Genomic DNA, 13,009 nt, shown 5'->3' with positions numbered 1-13,009 from the left:
GCGTCGACAAGCGCATGTGGGGCGCCCGCTCGGTCCCGGAGCCGGCTGATTTGGCGGGAAGCGGAATGAACTGGAGGCGAGACCGCTGCATCGCTCTGTGCCGAGCGATCGCTCAGCCGATCTGGCGAGTGTTGGCGACCGGGATGCTGAATTCCCGCTCCCGCGTGGGGGCGTCGATGAGTTTCGCTGCGGTCTTCAGAGAAAGGCCTTGAACGCGACTGCGAGAGCAGCTGGATTTTCTTCGGCGACGTGGTGCCCGCTCTCAATCCCGTAGCCTCCCACATTGTCGGCCCAGTGCTTCCAGATTGAGATCGGATCGCCATAGATCTGCTCTAAATCATCATTGAGCGACCAAAGACACAGCATCGGACAGCGCACCCTTCGGCCGGCATCTCGATCTTCGCAGTCATGACGATGGTCGATCCTGATTCCTGCGCGATAGTCTTCGACCATGCCATGGATGACGGTGGGATCATGGATGAGCGTGACCAGCTCGTCATAGGCATCGCGCCCCATCTGATCCGGCCGCAAGGCGCCGTACCACGCGATAGGGTCTGCCAGAATGGCACGTTCGGGTTTCTCGGGCTGCGCGAAAAAGAACCAATGGTACCAATCGCGGGCAAACTTCCAGTCAGCGCGTTCGAGATGCTCGACGACGGGCAGTCCGTCCATGATGATGAGCTTTCGCACCAGCTTGGGATGGTCCATCGCCATTCTGAATGCGACCAAACTCCCACGATCATGTCCAGCGACGAAGAAGGTGTGATGGCCCAGGCGCTCCATTGCCTCCACCAATGCCGAGGCCTTTGCCCGTTTGGACGAGAACCTGCTCTCTGTGTCGTCCTTCGGAATGTATGAGCGCCCAAAGCCCGGAAGGTCGGGGCACACGATCCTGAAATCTGCCGAGAGTAGGTCCGCAACTTGCCCCCACGTCATATGTGAGCGCGGATGGCCATGGATCAGAAGAAGGGGTGGCCCGGATCCGCCATGCCGAAGCCTTATCGGCCCGGCTTCGGTTTCCATCATCTCGAGCCGGAAATTGTCAAACATCCGCCATCCTCAAAATAGACGCATATCAGGTTGAGGAACTCTCGAAACCTATATTGGTTCGGCATGGGTCGGTCGCGACTACAGGCGCGTTGCCTTCCTGATAGCTTTCAGTCTGCAAGCCCTGTCAGGCGCAGCGGTTCGGGTACCATCAAGGATCGTGTGCCGAACGAAAAATGGCTCTCGTTCAAGGTCATGCTAGCGCGGCCGTCCCGCATCGGCCCGTCGCGGCGTTCTGCCCTGCCGGCTGCGCCGTCATCCCTCGCGGCACAACAAAGCCTCTCCTCGCCGTCTTTCGCTTCGCTCCGGCCTGCAGTGCGCCGTCGATCGCCTCCGACTGTCCCCATCGAGATCGCAATGGTGCGCCGCGAAACATGCTGGATCAACGAGAACCAACATTGGCGAAATCGTCACCCTCAGCGTAAAGGCCCGCGGCGGCGCCATCGTCTCCGAAACGCGTACCAATTGTGACGACGCCCAGTTATCTGTCGATCTTTCTATCGTTAAGCTGGAGCCGCCGATCGGCGCGGTCAGCAAACATTGATTTTTGCCGCTGCTGCGCGAGTTATCGCGCGCCGAAGCCAGTCACCGAGGTAAATCGGCGACGGTATTGCCCGGGTCAACATAGCCTCGCCGTCGCTTTGCGCGCTCAAGCCGAGTGAACGCGCAGTCGACATCTTGTGGCTCATCAAAGGTCTCGATTTTGATTTGGCCCTTTGTCCCGATCCGTCCCCAGTTGCGGACGAGTGATGCGCCACCGAAAAGGTCGGCTGAATAGTCAGCGAATAGAACCTGGCCATGTTGCGGGCGCCGTCAATGCGGTGCAGATGAGCCGGTCGTGTCTGCGGGATTAGCATGCTGCGGACTCTCGCTCGCGAGCGCCGAAGCGTCCAATGAGTTCGATGAATCGACCACACGCAATTGATTCACAATTCTGATGGGTTTGAGGGGGTGCGTTTGTGGCGCTCCCCACGCCAAGTTGAGCCGTCCATTGTGGATCAATGCTTGTGAACCTAAACGCTGCGGAAGGCGTCCGTTGCAACGAACGATCAGGACGATGGGACGCTCGAACGCTCATCACGTGCCACGGGGAGGGGGACGCTCCCGGCGGCGACGCCAGCCTTGGATTCGATAGAATGGCTATCGCGATGTAGGCGCGCCTTTCTCCGAGCGAGGTGGAGGGACGAGCGCAAGAGTTCGCTCGTCCCCGGAAAGACGGCCACTCGGCCGATCGATCGATGGTTGGCGCAAGAGGCAGAGTAGTTCGCTCTCCACGGCGACAGTAAGGGTCGTGATGTTTTCGATCCGATCTCGAGCTCATATCCGGAGGTTTCCGATGACCTGCCTGTTCGCACGCCTTGTTCGAAGACCGTCCTTGAGGAATTGCGGGCAATCCCGTGGGCAAGTTGGGACGACGAGCTGCGAGGCCTAGCGGGTGCCGTTCCGTTTCGTTTGAGGAGCTTCGGCGCCGATGGCCGAGCATCGAAAAGGCTGCCCGACATGCCGAGCCCGAAGAAAGGAAGCGACGCCGAGCAGCCGCAAGGGACACTGAAGCTCGCAAGGCCTCGAAAAAGTGGATTGCCGACGTCGGCGTCATCGCTATCCACTGCCAGCCGAGATTTGCCGCCGCTTGGTCGGCCGGTTGCGACAGCGCAATACGGTATCGTCGTTTTCATCCAAGTCACGGGTGAACCTGTTGAGACATTGGACTTGATGGCTTCCTATCCAAACGCAATGCGTCGAGAAGGCAACTGCATTTGGGGTAGGTGGCGTTCGGCTACGCTCGCCGAGTTGGTTAGGACATGGCCCACACCCCATCGCCAGGAGCGGACGAACTTTTGCGCGGCAGGTGGCAGCCGGCGCTTGCCGAACTGAGGTCGCCCGTCGAAATGCCGGGAGCCTTGAGCGGAAAAATCCATGTCGCAAGCTTAAGACGACTGGCTGACTTGCAGTCTGAACGAGACGGATCATATCGGGCGTTCGGTAACTGTCCGTGTTCACATGTGGCGAGGCAGGAACACAGGTTCTGGAGCAGAGATTACGAACAGCGGTGGGCAAAAATATGAACTTTTTCGTATGCTCATGAGCCGGCCAGCCGTTGGCCGAGCATCCTTGTGCTACGAGCTACTCGCCGCCTGCGCTCGCCGTCTCGTCCTTGAAGCTGACTTTCGTGCCTTTCTGCACCATGGACGCGAGGTCCTCGGCATCCCAGTTGGTCAACCTGATGCAGCCATGCGAGAAGGTCGCGCCGATCTTGCCCGGTTCGGGCGTGCCGTGAATACCGTAGCTCTCGATGGACAGATCGATCCAGACCGATCCCACGGGATTGTTCGGTCCGGCCGCAATCGTGAACGGCCGTTTGGCTTTGACCCCCTTGAAAGCGAAGTTCGGATCGTAGTGATAGGTGGGGTTGCGCGCGACGCGTTTGACCTCCGCCTCGCCACTCGGCGCCGGCTTCTCGGCGCTGCCGATGGAAGCGGGAAAGACCGCGAGCCATTTACCGGAAGGATCAAGAACGCGCACCAGGCGTGCGCCCTTGTCGACCTCGATGCCGGCAATCCTGGCTGGAGATTCCCCCCGATCAATATCCGGAACCAGCAACTTAGTGCCGGCCTTCATGAACCCGATCCCCGGATTGAGCCTCCTGAGCAATTGCTCGCTTATGTGGAAGCGCTCGGCCAGTTTCTCCGTCACGTTGTGATAGCCGAGCGTCCGCAGGCGGGCCATCTTCTCCATGCGCGCCGGAATGCGCTTGGTAAAGGGTCCGCTCACATCCTTGCGTGTCAGTTCGTAGCTCACCACGACTGGGTTGGTGGAGGTTGCCGTCAGCCTGTCCCAGGTCTCCGGCGTAAGCTTGCCGTCGGAGGACAATCCGTTCGCAGTCTGAAAGGCCCTAATGGCCTTTGCGGCGTTGTCTGAGAAGCGGCCCTCGATCATGCCTGGCGAGAAACGGGCGCGATCCAAAAGTATCTGCGCCTTCAGGATAACCGGGCTGAAGCCTTTCGATCTTTCGGGTGAGAATTGCGCTTGATTGACAGTGGCGGAGTCGAGCTTGGCCGCCGCTGTCCCGTCGCAAGTGAGGGCAAGCGCCGCAGCCGCGACGAGAAGGAGCCTGACCATCGATGCCTCCACCAGAACCTGTTTCTATGACGCATCAACGCCGATATGGTTCCGGCCCATGAGGCTCCTCCAACGGCTTAACGGGCCTCGGATACGCTGGGGCTCTGGCCAGGCGCTTCGCTGTCAACCAGAAGGTGGTCATGATGGAAGAGGCGAGCATCGCTCGCCGACCTGCCTGCCGGCCCGAAAGAACCGGCATCGGCGATGCTCGCGATTCTGGAGGCCGCGGTCAATTGTCGCTTTCCGCCGCAAAATGACGCTGTCGCACGACGCTGCCTCTAGGCCACCTCGAGGAAGAATGAACCGGACCATCAGAGGCGCCATCCTCAAGACCATCAGAGGCGCCATCCTCAAGCGCTCTTACGACGACGAGAGCCAAGCATCGTCGCGCCACGTCGTCGTCGCTTTACAACTTCGCTGCATGAGCCGCACCTCGAGGTCTGACCTGCGAGTCCGATGGGGCAATCGACAACGGGATGGTTTCGAACTCGACCTGATCCAGCAAAGTGCCGGTACTGAACATCTAGGAACAGAGGTAGTGTAAGGTTTTGCGCCAATTGCGCCGTTGGCAGGAACTGGCACGGCTGCACGACGTTTCCAGGACACGCAGTCAAGGGAGTGCTAGAATGCAAACCTCACCAGCGAGTCCCGAGTATCCTCCGACCGCGCCTGCCATCCTTCCCTTTCATGGTACGGTGACGGTCAGATTCTCTGACGCCATTGTTGCGTCAAGCGAGTGCGCAAAAATGCTCTACGAAGACGGGCGAGATCCAGTCTTTTACATCCCGTTCGAGGACATCTATTTCGAGCTTTTCGAGAAAACCAACGCCACCTCGGAGTCTGCATGGGGCACGGCCGGCTATTGGCGCGTGCATGCAGCCGGTGCATCGGCTGACAATTTCATGTGGGCCTACGAGACTCCCGAAACGGCCGCCCTGGCCGTCGCCCGGCACGGCGCATTCGACCCGCACAAGGCCCGCATCGACGCCGATCCGGCCGAGGACAAGCAGCATACCCCGCACCTCCCCGAATAGTCATGTAATGGGGAAGCTGATAATGCCGGACATGTTTTGGCATGTGGACGCAGCAAAGGAACTAATCAATGCGCCCAAAATCATCGCGCGATATTCCGGGACAAAAGCCTCGCAACGACAGGGATCGGACCAGCCGGAAGGCCGCTGCTAAAACCCCGGATAAGACCAACGACTGGGATCGAGATGCAGTCCACGGTGAGGGCGAGTCGATCGGAATAGAGATTGAGCAAGTAGAGATTGAGCAAGGGATCGAGTCGAAATAGGCGTTTATTCAGGATTGTCGAAGGGCCGAATTGAGCCACTCGTACAGGAATCCCTGCGCGTCCTCGAGATCAGCAATTTCCCGTACCAGATTATCGGCGCTCTCACGAAAACAGGGCAGTCGAAAATCCGATTGTTTTTAGGATCCTGCAAGTCAACGAACAACTGAGTTTTTGATGCAGGCCAGCCATTGGTCAGCGGCCGAGCGCGATAAGAGGATTTTGTGCGTCAAGACGGTCGAAACGTGCGTGGGAGAAATCAACGGAACGGTTGGCTTCCACCTCCACATATCCTCCGGCGTTCGTGACCGCTGTACTGAATGATGACGGCACGCTTTCCTAACTGCCCGCGCGGCACCGCTTTGCGCGACGGGTCCGCATTTGGAACACAGTCATGCTGGAAAATTGGGGCCGCACTTGTCCCCTTCTTGCTTCTCCGTGAGAACTTGCAGGCGGCGGGCTTTTGCCTATCGCTCTGCTAGGACCGCCGCCGGCACGGATTCAAATAGGATTTGTATTAATCTGGTGCGCCCCGCAGGACCGGCTTGGGCTTGCTGCAGGTCTCGACGCATAGCAGATAAGCCGCCGCCACAGAGGGCGGCGGGCTGCTATCCTACCAGTCTTGCCTGGTGTACCAGTCGTCGATATCCCTACGCGCGCGGTCGCGTTCGACGCCGTAGCGCTCCTGGATCTTACCTTCGAGTTGATCGCGTTTGCCAGCGATGCGATCAAGGTCATCATCAGTGAGTTTTCCCCACTGTTCTTTGACCTTGCCTTTGACCTGCTTCCAGTTTCCCTCAACGCGGTTCCAGTCCATCACGACCTCCTTCATTCGAAAAAGGATCGAACGTCGTTTTGCCGCGGAAGTTCCAGGCAATCGGGGGTGCCGAGCCCGATACACGAAAGTCCCGCGTATTGCCGAATGAATCATGGGCAGCGTGTATTCGTCTATCGACGAAGCCGTCAACCTTCCTCCCCATATGTTGACCAGCCCGGGATGCGGGAAGCGCCCCTAAATTGCCCAGGTGTGTCGCATCGTTAATAGCCGCTACAGCAATAAGTAGCATAACATACATTATGGAACTTGAAAATACTCAATACAATCAATATGGTAAGTCCTCATTAGGCCGACCTTGGCGGTGGCCGGGACACTGGTCTGCTATCTAACCCTTCGCACACCTAAAACCTATTTTGTGGCCTTCTACGATCAACGATTCTGTCAAAGAGCGTCTGTATTTGATTGTACGCTAATGTACGTTTTCAGCTAGGCAAGCACGGGGGCTATCGAATCCGACGAAGGAAATTGGATGGCCACTCTCCATTATGCATCAGGCGGATCAGCGACGGACGTCGCAACCGCCGGATTCAATCTTGTCGACGTTTCATCCGTGGACGAACTCAACGCCTTGCCGGCTGGCACGAAAGGTCTGGTTTGGCTGGATGAAGCCAATGGCGCAACCTCGTCTTTCATTGACAAAGTCACGCCCTTCATCGGCAACCCGAAGGTGTTCGGCTTCTTCCTCGTCGACGAGCCCGATCCCACGGGCAAATGGGGAACCTATGCCACGGCCGACAATCTGAAGGCGGAATCCGACTGGATCCACACCCACCTGCCCGGCGCCAAGACCTTCATCACCATGATGAACATGGGGTCTTCGGCTGATCCCGATTTTTCAAACACTTTCAATCCCGCCAACACGCATATCGACTATTACGGCGTGGATCCCTACCCGGTGCGCACCGGCACAAGCACCGTCGACTACAATATGATCGACAGGACCGTGGCCGCGGCGGTCGCCTCTGGCGTTCCGCTCAGCCAGATCGTTCCGGTTTATCAGACGTTCGGCGGCGGCAACTACACCACCGATACGGGCGGCCAATATGTCCTTCCCAGCGTCGCCCAGGAGCAGACCATGCTGGACCACTGGGCCAAGGTTGCGCCATCGCCCGCCTTCGACTATGCCTATGCGTGGGGCTCTCAACAGGGCGACACCGCGCTTGGCGACTCGCCGGAGCTGCAGGCCTTGTTCCAGCAACATAACCTCAGCAGCGCCGCAAGCGCCCCGGCAACCCCTACCCCGAGCACCTCCCCCAGTACGTCCGGTACGCAGGGGAGCCCTGGCACCGCTAGTACACCGAGTACTCAATTTGTCGCCAATCCTAGCGATGGTAGACATCATAATTCTGATGGTGCCGATTTGATCCACGGAACCGGTGCCGTCCATCACCTCGCGAATGCCAGCCACTGGGTGACAGAGTCGGCCGGTGTCGGCAGGGGCATAGGACTTGCCTCACTGGCCGATGCCGGCAGCGATGCCTTCGCATTCGATGCAGGCGCTCTTGCGGCCCGCGGTGCCGACCGCCCTACGGACTTCAGCGTCTCCCAACAAAAGTTTCATCTCGACCACGCTTTGGGGCTTCACACGGGCGCTCCACCAAATGGCGCTCTCGTCGCCGGCATGGGCTCGCATGATGGTAGCGACCATATCATCTACAACAGTTCGACCGGAGCGCTCTCTTTCGACAACCATGGCACCGGAGGTGCTCATCACATAGAATTCGCCCATTTTCCCGCTGCCTTAATCTGAAAAGGCCTTTAGAACGGCCGCCATTGACCGAAGCCCCGCAAATCACTCAGACCAAGTCTGTGGCCCTCGAAGTGCGTCTCAGAAGATGATTGGTGCCTGGGAATGATCAAGCGCGTGACCGACGATCGCATCAGCGTTGAATTCCCAGCTACAATTTCCCTCATTCAATTATCGAACGGCCAAGTTGTTGAAGGGCCAACAGAGCCGCGTTTGGCGGACTAGAAAGAAGGCGCTGATCGATGAGCCGGATTGACAAACCATGACTAGGCCTTCCGACGTTGGCCGGCCGTTCCCCTTCATCGTGCTCATCGATTGGCGCTGCCGTTCACGAAAATTCATCATTAGCAACTAGGTGGAATGTTGGGCCGGAACCTTCCGCCCGCGTCCCGCTGTCCGGGGGAACCTCACCCGCTTCCGACAGCGCTGGAAGTTGATTTGTAGCTGTCCGGCAAAGCCTCAGTTCAAAAACGAAGGTGGACCATCCGCACCATGGGTTTGAGCGATCCCTCGCCAGAATAATTAACCGTGGATGCTGTGTGGATATCCCCGCCGCGCCCATTGCGAATCGAGGTGATGCGGGCACCTTGGCCGAATGGTCGCAGGATATGTTGAAATGGTGCTATTCGAGCAGTCGCTTTGCGACGGCGACGGTATGCATCGGCCATTCGCCGATCGCGTCGCTGACGCTGCGGCGAAAACATCCGGAACGGTCTTGTTCGACGTTCGTATCGATGGTGACACCCAAGTCCAACGAATGGCCGCTATCGGATATGACGACGCTGGCACCGCAATAATTTTGATGGAGAAGACCGGAGACTTGAGGTGCGCGTCGGTAAACGGCGAGACCGCCGTGTTGGTAGCGGAGCTGGCCGCTTGGGAATCATCTCCTCTTAGCGAGCATGCGCGCGTTGATTTCCGAGGGACGGCAGCGATGCTGTTGGCAAAGCTTCGCAGTTCCGGTCACTTCGGCCGATCCATTTGATCCTCTGCAGCACACGGGGCACGTTTGGTGCGGCGCCCTCCGTCCAGCCCAGGTTAAGTGCGAGGGAGCTCTGAGCGTCGTGCAGCATCGTTCGAGCCTGACAATCGTATCTCGAACCAAATCGTGAGCGCGGCTGCTCTCTCCGAGACACATTGCCGCCTCGCATTCACCTAACACAGCGACAGCGTTCTGAATCTCTCGCTTGAGGTCATCGGTCTTTTTGCTCATTATCAATTATAGTCCCTTCGAGCCGTCGCCGCAAATCGTTGCCCTGAAGGCGTCAGGTTATCAATCGCGGGCCGCAGGTCTCGCCATAGGCGATAGAATTCGACCAGGATGTTCGTCTTCGGCTGCTCGTACCTCCAGGGAGAGGCCGCACTTTCACCGGATCTGGAAGCTGCTATATTGGTCTTTTGGTCATTGCCTGCGCGCCATACGGTCCTCCTCGGGAACAGTTTCACCGAACAAGCTGGTCAGCAATCAGCGTGAAGCGATAGGTTCTGCCCCAACCTGCGAGTTCGTCGGATTTCTTTAAGCGGGCTCACGGCGATTTTGTGGGCTGCTGCCCTCCCAGCGCGCCTGGCGATCATCGGCGCTACGCGAAGGTTAAGCTTGGTTTTTAGGGTGACCGGTCGTTGCGGGCGTGCAGGGGCCATGGCAAAGGACGCCGCCCTCGATCTGATGGCAAAGCCAAGCTTTCGCCTCGCTGAAACGGGACCGAATAATTGATCCTGGTTGGTGCCAATTCCGACGCACGAACCATGGCAGGTTCATCCGGCGAGGCGCCAGATCGATAAAGCACTACGCTCACTGCAATCTCACTGCGACTTCCCAAGACAGCGCCTACACGTCGCTCATGTCGTCGCCTGACAGAACGGCGGGTTGTGGCACTCGTCAGGCATCCTTCCGCCTGGCCTTCCGCGTCCGCTCCCGATCCTGCGCGCCAGCTTCACATCGACTCGATCTGTCTGCCATTGGAACCAAGCAATCGCCGGGAGGTTTGGCTCTCATCGTCGTCTCCAACAAAGGAGTAGCTGCATGAGAAATACCTTTCGCCTAACGTCTCTGTCGCTTGCCACCTCACTGGCGTTTGCATTGCCGTCATTCGCCGCCGAGACTGCGCAAGACTTCGTAACCAAGGCCGCGATTGGCGGAATGTTTGAGGTCCAGTCGAGCAAGGTCGTCCAAGGCAAGCTTCAGGACCAGGCGCTGAAGGACTTCGCCCAGAAGATGATCTCCGATCATGGGGCTGCCAACGCCAAGCTCGAAAGCATCGCCGGCGAACAGAAATTGCAGGTGCCTGCCGATCTCGATGCTTCTCACAATAGCGACCTCGACAAGCTGAAATCAGCTTCAGCACCAGTCGATAAGCCATATGCGGTCATGCAGAAGGCTGCTCATGCCGATGCTGTTAGTCTGTTCGAGGCGTACGCCAAGGATGGCGACAACGCCGCCCTGAAATCCTTCGCTTCTGAGACATTGCCTACACTCAAGATGCACCGGGACATGATCCAGAAGGCTGAAACCAAGGCGCCTGCCAACGAAAGCACAACGCCCGCAGTCTCAACCAGCGGCGTCAATAATCCCGCAGCTCCGGTACCCGGCGCCAACAGCTTCACCGAAGACCAGGCAAAAAGCGCGATCCAGAAGGCCGGTTATACCGACGTCTCTGCACTCAAGAAGGACGACAAGGGCATCTGGCGCGGGACGGCGAGCAAGGACGGCAAGTCGACTCCAGTCGCTCTCGACTATCAGGGCAACGTCGTTGCCGACACTCAGTGATCAAAAGAAAGGATAAATGCGATGCAAACCGTAACGGGATTGTTCGACGACTATGATGACGCCAACGATGCCGTAGGCGAACTTGTGGCAACTGGCGTGCCTCGCGATGAGATCAGCCTCGTGGCCAACAACGCGACCGGGTGGTACAAAGCCGACGACGCCGAGGCGGGTGAGGATGCGGCCACCGGAGCTGGCCTTGGCGCCGTCGTGGGCGGCGCCGGCGGCCTGGCGACTGGCCTCGGGTTGATGGCCATCCCTGGCCTTGGACCTGTCGTTGCGGCTGGATGGCTGGCGGCCACGGCTGTCGGCGCGGTCGGTGGTGCCCTGGTTGGTGGGGCCGCAGGCGGCATTATCGGGGCTATGACCAAAGCCGGTGTCCCGGAAAACGATGCCCATGTCTATGCGGAGGGTGTCCGTCGCGGTGGAACGATGGTCACAGCCAGGGTCGAGGACAGTCTTGTTCCGAACGCCGAACAGATCCTCAAGCAATACAACTCGGTCGACATCGCTGACAGGCGCTCTGCGTATGAAGCCGCCGGCTGGACCGGTTTCGATCCCGCGGCCGACGTCTATCCTGACGACGACCTCCGGCGGGGGACCCGGGCGCGATCTCTGATGTAAACCGCAGGGCGGCGAAGCCGCCCTGTTCTTCTCTTAGATGGGATAGAGCCAATGCGCCTAAAGCGGCTCGCGACCGCTGAGGTCAACCCAGGCGGGAGCATGGTCGCTTGGTTTCTCCCATCCGCGCACTTCAACATCGACGCCAGCTGAGTGTATCCGACCGGAAAGTGAGGGGCTCACCAGGAGGTGATCCATGCGCAGGCCAGAACTGCGATCGTAACCTCCCCGGTAGGTGAAATTCCAGTAAGTGTAGATGCCTTTTTCCGGATGTATTGTGCGCACGGCGTCCACCCATCCGCCGGCCAACATGTCAGCATAGGCCTTGCGGGTCTCGGGAAAATACACCGCATCGCCAACCCAGCGGTGCGGCACGACCGCGTCTATTTCGGTTGGGACGACATTGTAATCGCCACACAGAACCGTCGGCACGTTTTCCTCAAGCAGTAGCTGTCCGTAGGCAATGAGACGGTCGAACCATCTAAGCTTATATTCGAATTTTGGCCCCGGCGCTGGATTGCCGTTTGGCAGATAAAGGCAACCGACGACGAGGCCATCGACCTCCGCCTCAAGATAGCGGCTATGCGTGTCGTCCGGGTCGCCCGGCAACCCGCGTCGTCGTTCAAGCGGCACTTGCCCCCGGGCCAGGATGGCAACACCATTGTATGATTTTTGACCGTGCCAGATCGCGCCGTAACCGACGGCCTCGATCGCTTTTTCAGGGAACTTCTCGTCCGAGGTTTTTAACTCCTGCAGGCAAACAATGTCGGCACCGGTTTCCGACAGCCATTTCAGCAGCACAGGCAGCCGACCGTTTACACCATTCACGTTGAATGTTGCCACCCGGGTCATTTTCGATCGCATGGGGCCACCTACTGTGTTGACTTCGGAGCCGGATGACGTCGCCGCATGATATCGATAAGGCTGCTGTGAAGATCATCCCAATTTTCGACTATGTCTTTGTCGGTGATGCCTTGCGCCTCTGCTTCGACCGCGAGCCGTTTGGCGAGTTCCGTTATGTCCGCATTACCCACGCGCCGGCCGTCCAGCAGATCGTATCTCTCCATCCACAGGTGTAAAAAGTGAACGGCGCGCTGACATTTCACGTTCGCGCTCCCACATCGAAATTTTCCATGGCGTTGACAACAATGCGGCAGAGGCTTTCGAAGTCGGCGTCTATTTCAATCCGCTTGAGGCCGTCGGCCCTGAACTCGGCGGCAGGTTTATGGATGGGCTCGTCTCTGAATAGATGCATCCGCATTGGCGGTCTCCGGAGTGCCGTCTGCAAATTCACCAGGGCAGAAAATTGACGCCGCGCGTGTTCGTTTATTCATAAGCTCAAGCGCGACTTTCCGTTCCTATAGCGTTTTCGATATTCGTCGTGGTCAGAGCAGGGACGTTGCGAAAGTTGCTCCCGCTCGACTGGCGAAATTCCATCCTTATCGGTAGGAGTGCCGCCTGCGGGAGACTGCCCGGGCCGAATTCCCTGTCGACGGCATCACTGAGCTGTCGTTTCCTTGCCATAATGGATCCGAAAATGGATTCTCCCCTTCCTGCGGGCTAATCACGGCCTGAAGA

At 58.4% G+C, this 13,009-nt stretch carries 11 protein-coding genes and 1 pseudogene; 6 read left to right on the top strand and 6 right to left on the bottom strand.

The annotated features are described in order from the left end of the window. Nucleotides 1-195: 195 nt before the first annotated feature. From JG747_RS35930 to JG747_RS35920, 3 genes and pseudogenes are all read right to left on the bottom strand, one after another. On the bottom strand, nucleotides 196-1,050 hold the full coding sequence (locus JG747_RS35930; protein WP_199202010.1) for an alpha/beta fold hydrolase: 855 nt from the start codon (nucleotides 1,048-1,050) through the stop codon (nucleotides 196-198). A gap of 582 nt (nucleotides 1,051-1,632) precedes the next feature. Beyond that, nucleotides 1,633-1,904: pseudogene (locus JG747_RS35925) on the bottom strand (WGR domain-containing protein). Nucleotides 1,905-3,171: 1,267 nt separating this feature from the next. Next, nucleotides 3,172-4,167, bottom strand: a complete 996-nt coding sequence (locus tag JG747_RS35920; protein ID WP_019863674.1) for a L,D-transpeptidase family protein — start codon at nucleotides 4,165-4,167, stop codon at nucleotides 3,172-3,174. Between the two features lie 746 nt (nucleotides 4,168-4,913). Here JG747_RS35920 and JG747_RS35915 point away from each other — a divergent pair. Then, nucleotides 4,914-5,201 carry a DUF427 domain-containing protein gene (locus JG747_RS35915; protein ID WP_244748521.1) on the top strand — a complete coding sequence of 96 codons (288 nt, stop codon included), beginning with the start codon at nucleotides 4,914-4,916 and terminating at the stop codon, nucleotides 5,199-5,201. 873 nt (nucleotides 5,202-6,074) lie between these two features. Here the strand turns inward: JG747_RS35915 and JG747_RS35910 are convergent. Continuing rightward, entirely contained in the window at nucleotides 6,075-6,278 is a 204-nt protein-coding gene (locus JG747_RS35910) for a CsbD family protein (RefSeq protein WP_199202041.1), read from the bottom strand. A gap of 490 nt (nucleotides 6,279-6,768) precedes the next feature. Here JG747_RS35910 and JG747_RS35905 point away from each other — a divergent pair, with 490 nt between their 5' ends. From JG747_RS35905 to JG747_RS35890, 4 genes are all read left to right on the top strand, one after another. Then, nucleotides 6,769-8,049, top strand: a complete 1,281-nt coding sequence (locus tag JG747_RS35905; RefSeq protein WP_199202007.1) for a calcium-binding protein — start codon at nucleotides 6,769-6,771, stop codon at nucleotides 8,047-8,049. Nucleotides 8,050-8,641: 592 nt separating this feature from the next. Further along, nucleotides 8,642-9,031 (top strand): hypothetical protein, encoded by a 390-nt coding sequence (locus tag JG747_RS35900; RefSeq protein WP_064982017.1) that lies wholly within the window; start codon nucleotides 8,642-8,644, stop codon nucleotides 9,029-9,031. Between the two features lie 1,038 nt (nucleotides 9,032-10,069). Beyond that, a complete protein-coding gene (locus JG747_RS35895; RefSeq protein ID WP_199202006.1) occupies nucleotides 10,070-10,813 on the top strand; it encodes a DUF4142 domain-containing protein in 744 nt (247 codons plus the stop codon). 21 nt (nucleotides 10,814-10,834) lie between these two features. Continuing rightward, nucleotides 10,835-11,434, top strand: a complete 600-nt coding sequence (locus JG747_RS35890) for a hypothetical protein (protein WP_019863684.1) — start codon at nucleotides 10,835-10,837, stop codon at nucleotides 11,432-11,434. A gap of 57 nt (nucleotides 11,435-11,491) precedes the next feature. Here JG747_RS35890 and xth read toward each other — a convergent pair whose 3' ends face one another. Continuing rightward, nucleotides 11,492-12,283: an exodeoxyribonuclease III gene (xth, locus tag JG747_RS35885; RefSeq protein ID WP_064982020.1), complete on the bottom strand. Its 792-nt coding sequence runs from the start codon at nucleotides 12,281-12,283 to the stop codon at nucleotides 11,492-11,494. 44 nt (nucleotides 12,284-12,327) lie between these two features. Here xth and JG747_RS35880 point away from each other — a divergent pair, with 44 nt between their 5' ends. Then, nucleotides 12,328-12,510, top strand: coding sequence for a hypothetical protein (locus JG747_RS35880; RefSeq protein WP_019863686.1), 183 nt, complete (start codon nucleotides 12,328-12,330; stop codon nucleotides 12,508-12,510). 23 nt (nucleotides 12,511-12,533) lie between these two features. On the opposite strand, the gene JG747_RS35875 is transcribed toward JG747_RS35880, so the two are convergent. Next, nucleotides 12,534-12,692 (bottom strand): hypothetical protein, encoded by a 159-nt coding sequence (locus JG747_RS35875; protein WP_155772682.1) that lies wholly within the window; start codon nucleotides 12,690-12,692, stop codon nucleotides 12,534-12,536. Between the last annotated feature and the right edge of the window lie 317 nt (nucleotides 12,693-13,009).

It is taken from the genome of Mesorhizobium sp. 131-3-5 (assembly GCF_016756575.1).
GTDB classification, from domain to species: domain Bacteria; phylum Pseudomonadota; class Alphaproteobacteria; order Rhizobiales; family Rhizobiaceae; genus Mesorhizobium; species Mesorhizobium jarvisii.
The sequence above is the reverse complement of the archived record's forward strand: the minus strand, read 5'-3'. Positions and strand labels throughout refer to the sequence as shown.

Bases quoted from the DNA above. Each gene is read 5' to 3' on its own strand.
- JG747_RS35895 (WP_199202006.1), top strand. From the start codon at position 10,070: ATGAGAAATACCTTTCGCCTAACGTCTCTGTCGCTTGCCACCTCACTG.
- JG747_RS35910 (WP_199202041.1), bottom strand. From the start codon at position 6,278: ATGGACTGGAACCGCGTTGAGGGAAACTGGAAGCAGGTCAAAGGCAAG.
- JG747_RS35905 (WP_199202007.1), top strand. From the start codon at position 6,769: ATGGCCACTCTCCATTATGCATCAGGCGGATCAGCGACGGACGTCGCA.
- JG747_RS35880 (WP_019863686.1), top strand. From the start codon at position 12,328: ATGACGTCGCCGCATGATATCGATAAGGCTGCTGTGAAGATCATCCCA.
- xth (WP_064982020.1), bottom strand. From the start codon at position 12,283: ATGACCCGGGTGGCAACATTCAACGTGAATGGTGTAAACGGTCGGCTG.
- JG747_RS35875 (WP_155772682.1), bottom strand. From the start codon at position 12,692: ATGCGGATGCATCTATTCAGAGACGAGCCCATCCATAAACCTGCCGCC.
- JG747_RS35930 (WP_199202010.1), bottom strand. From the start codon at position 1,050: ATGTTTGACAATTTCCGGCTCGAGATGATGGAAACCGAAGCCGGGCCG.
- JG747_RS35900 (WP_064982017.1), top strand. From the start codon at position 8,642: ATGGTCGCAGGATATGTTGAAATGGTGCTATTCGAGCAGTCGCTTTGC.
- JG747_RS35915 (WP_244748521.1), top strand. From the start codon at position 4,914: ATGCTCTACGAAGACGGGCGAGATCCAGTCTTTTACATCCCGTTCGAG.
- JG747_RS35920 (WP_019863674.1), bottom strand. From the start codon at position 4,167: ATGGTCAGGCTCCTTCTCGTCGCGGCTGCGGCGCTTGCCCTCACTTGC.
- JG747_RS35890 (WP_019863684.1), top strand. From the start codon at position 10,835: ATGCAAACCGTAACGGGATTGTTCGACGACTATGATGACGCCAACGAT.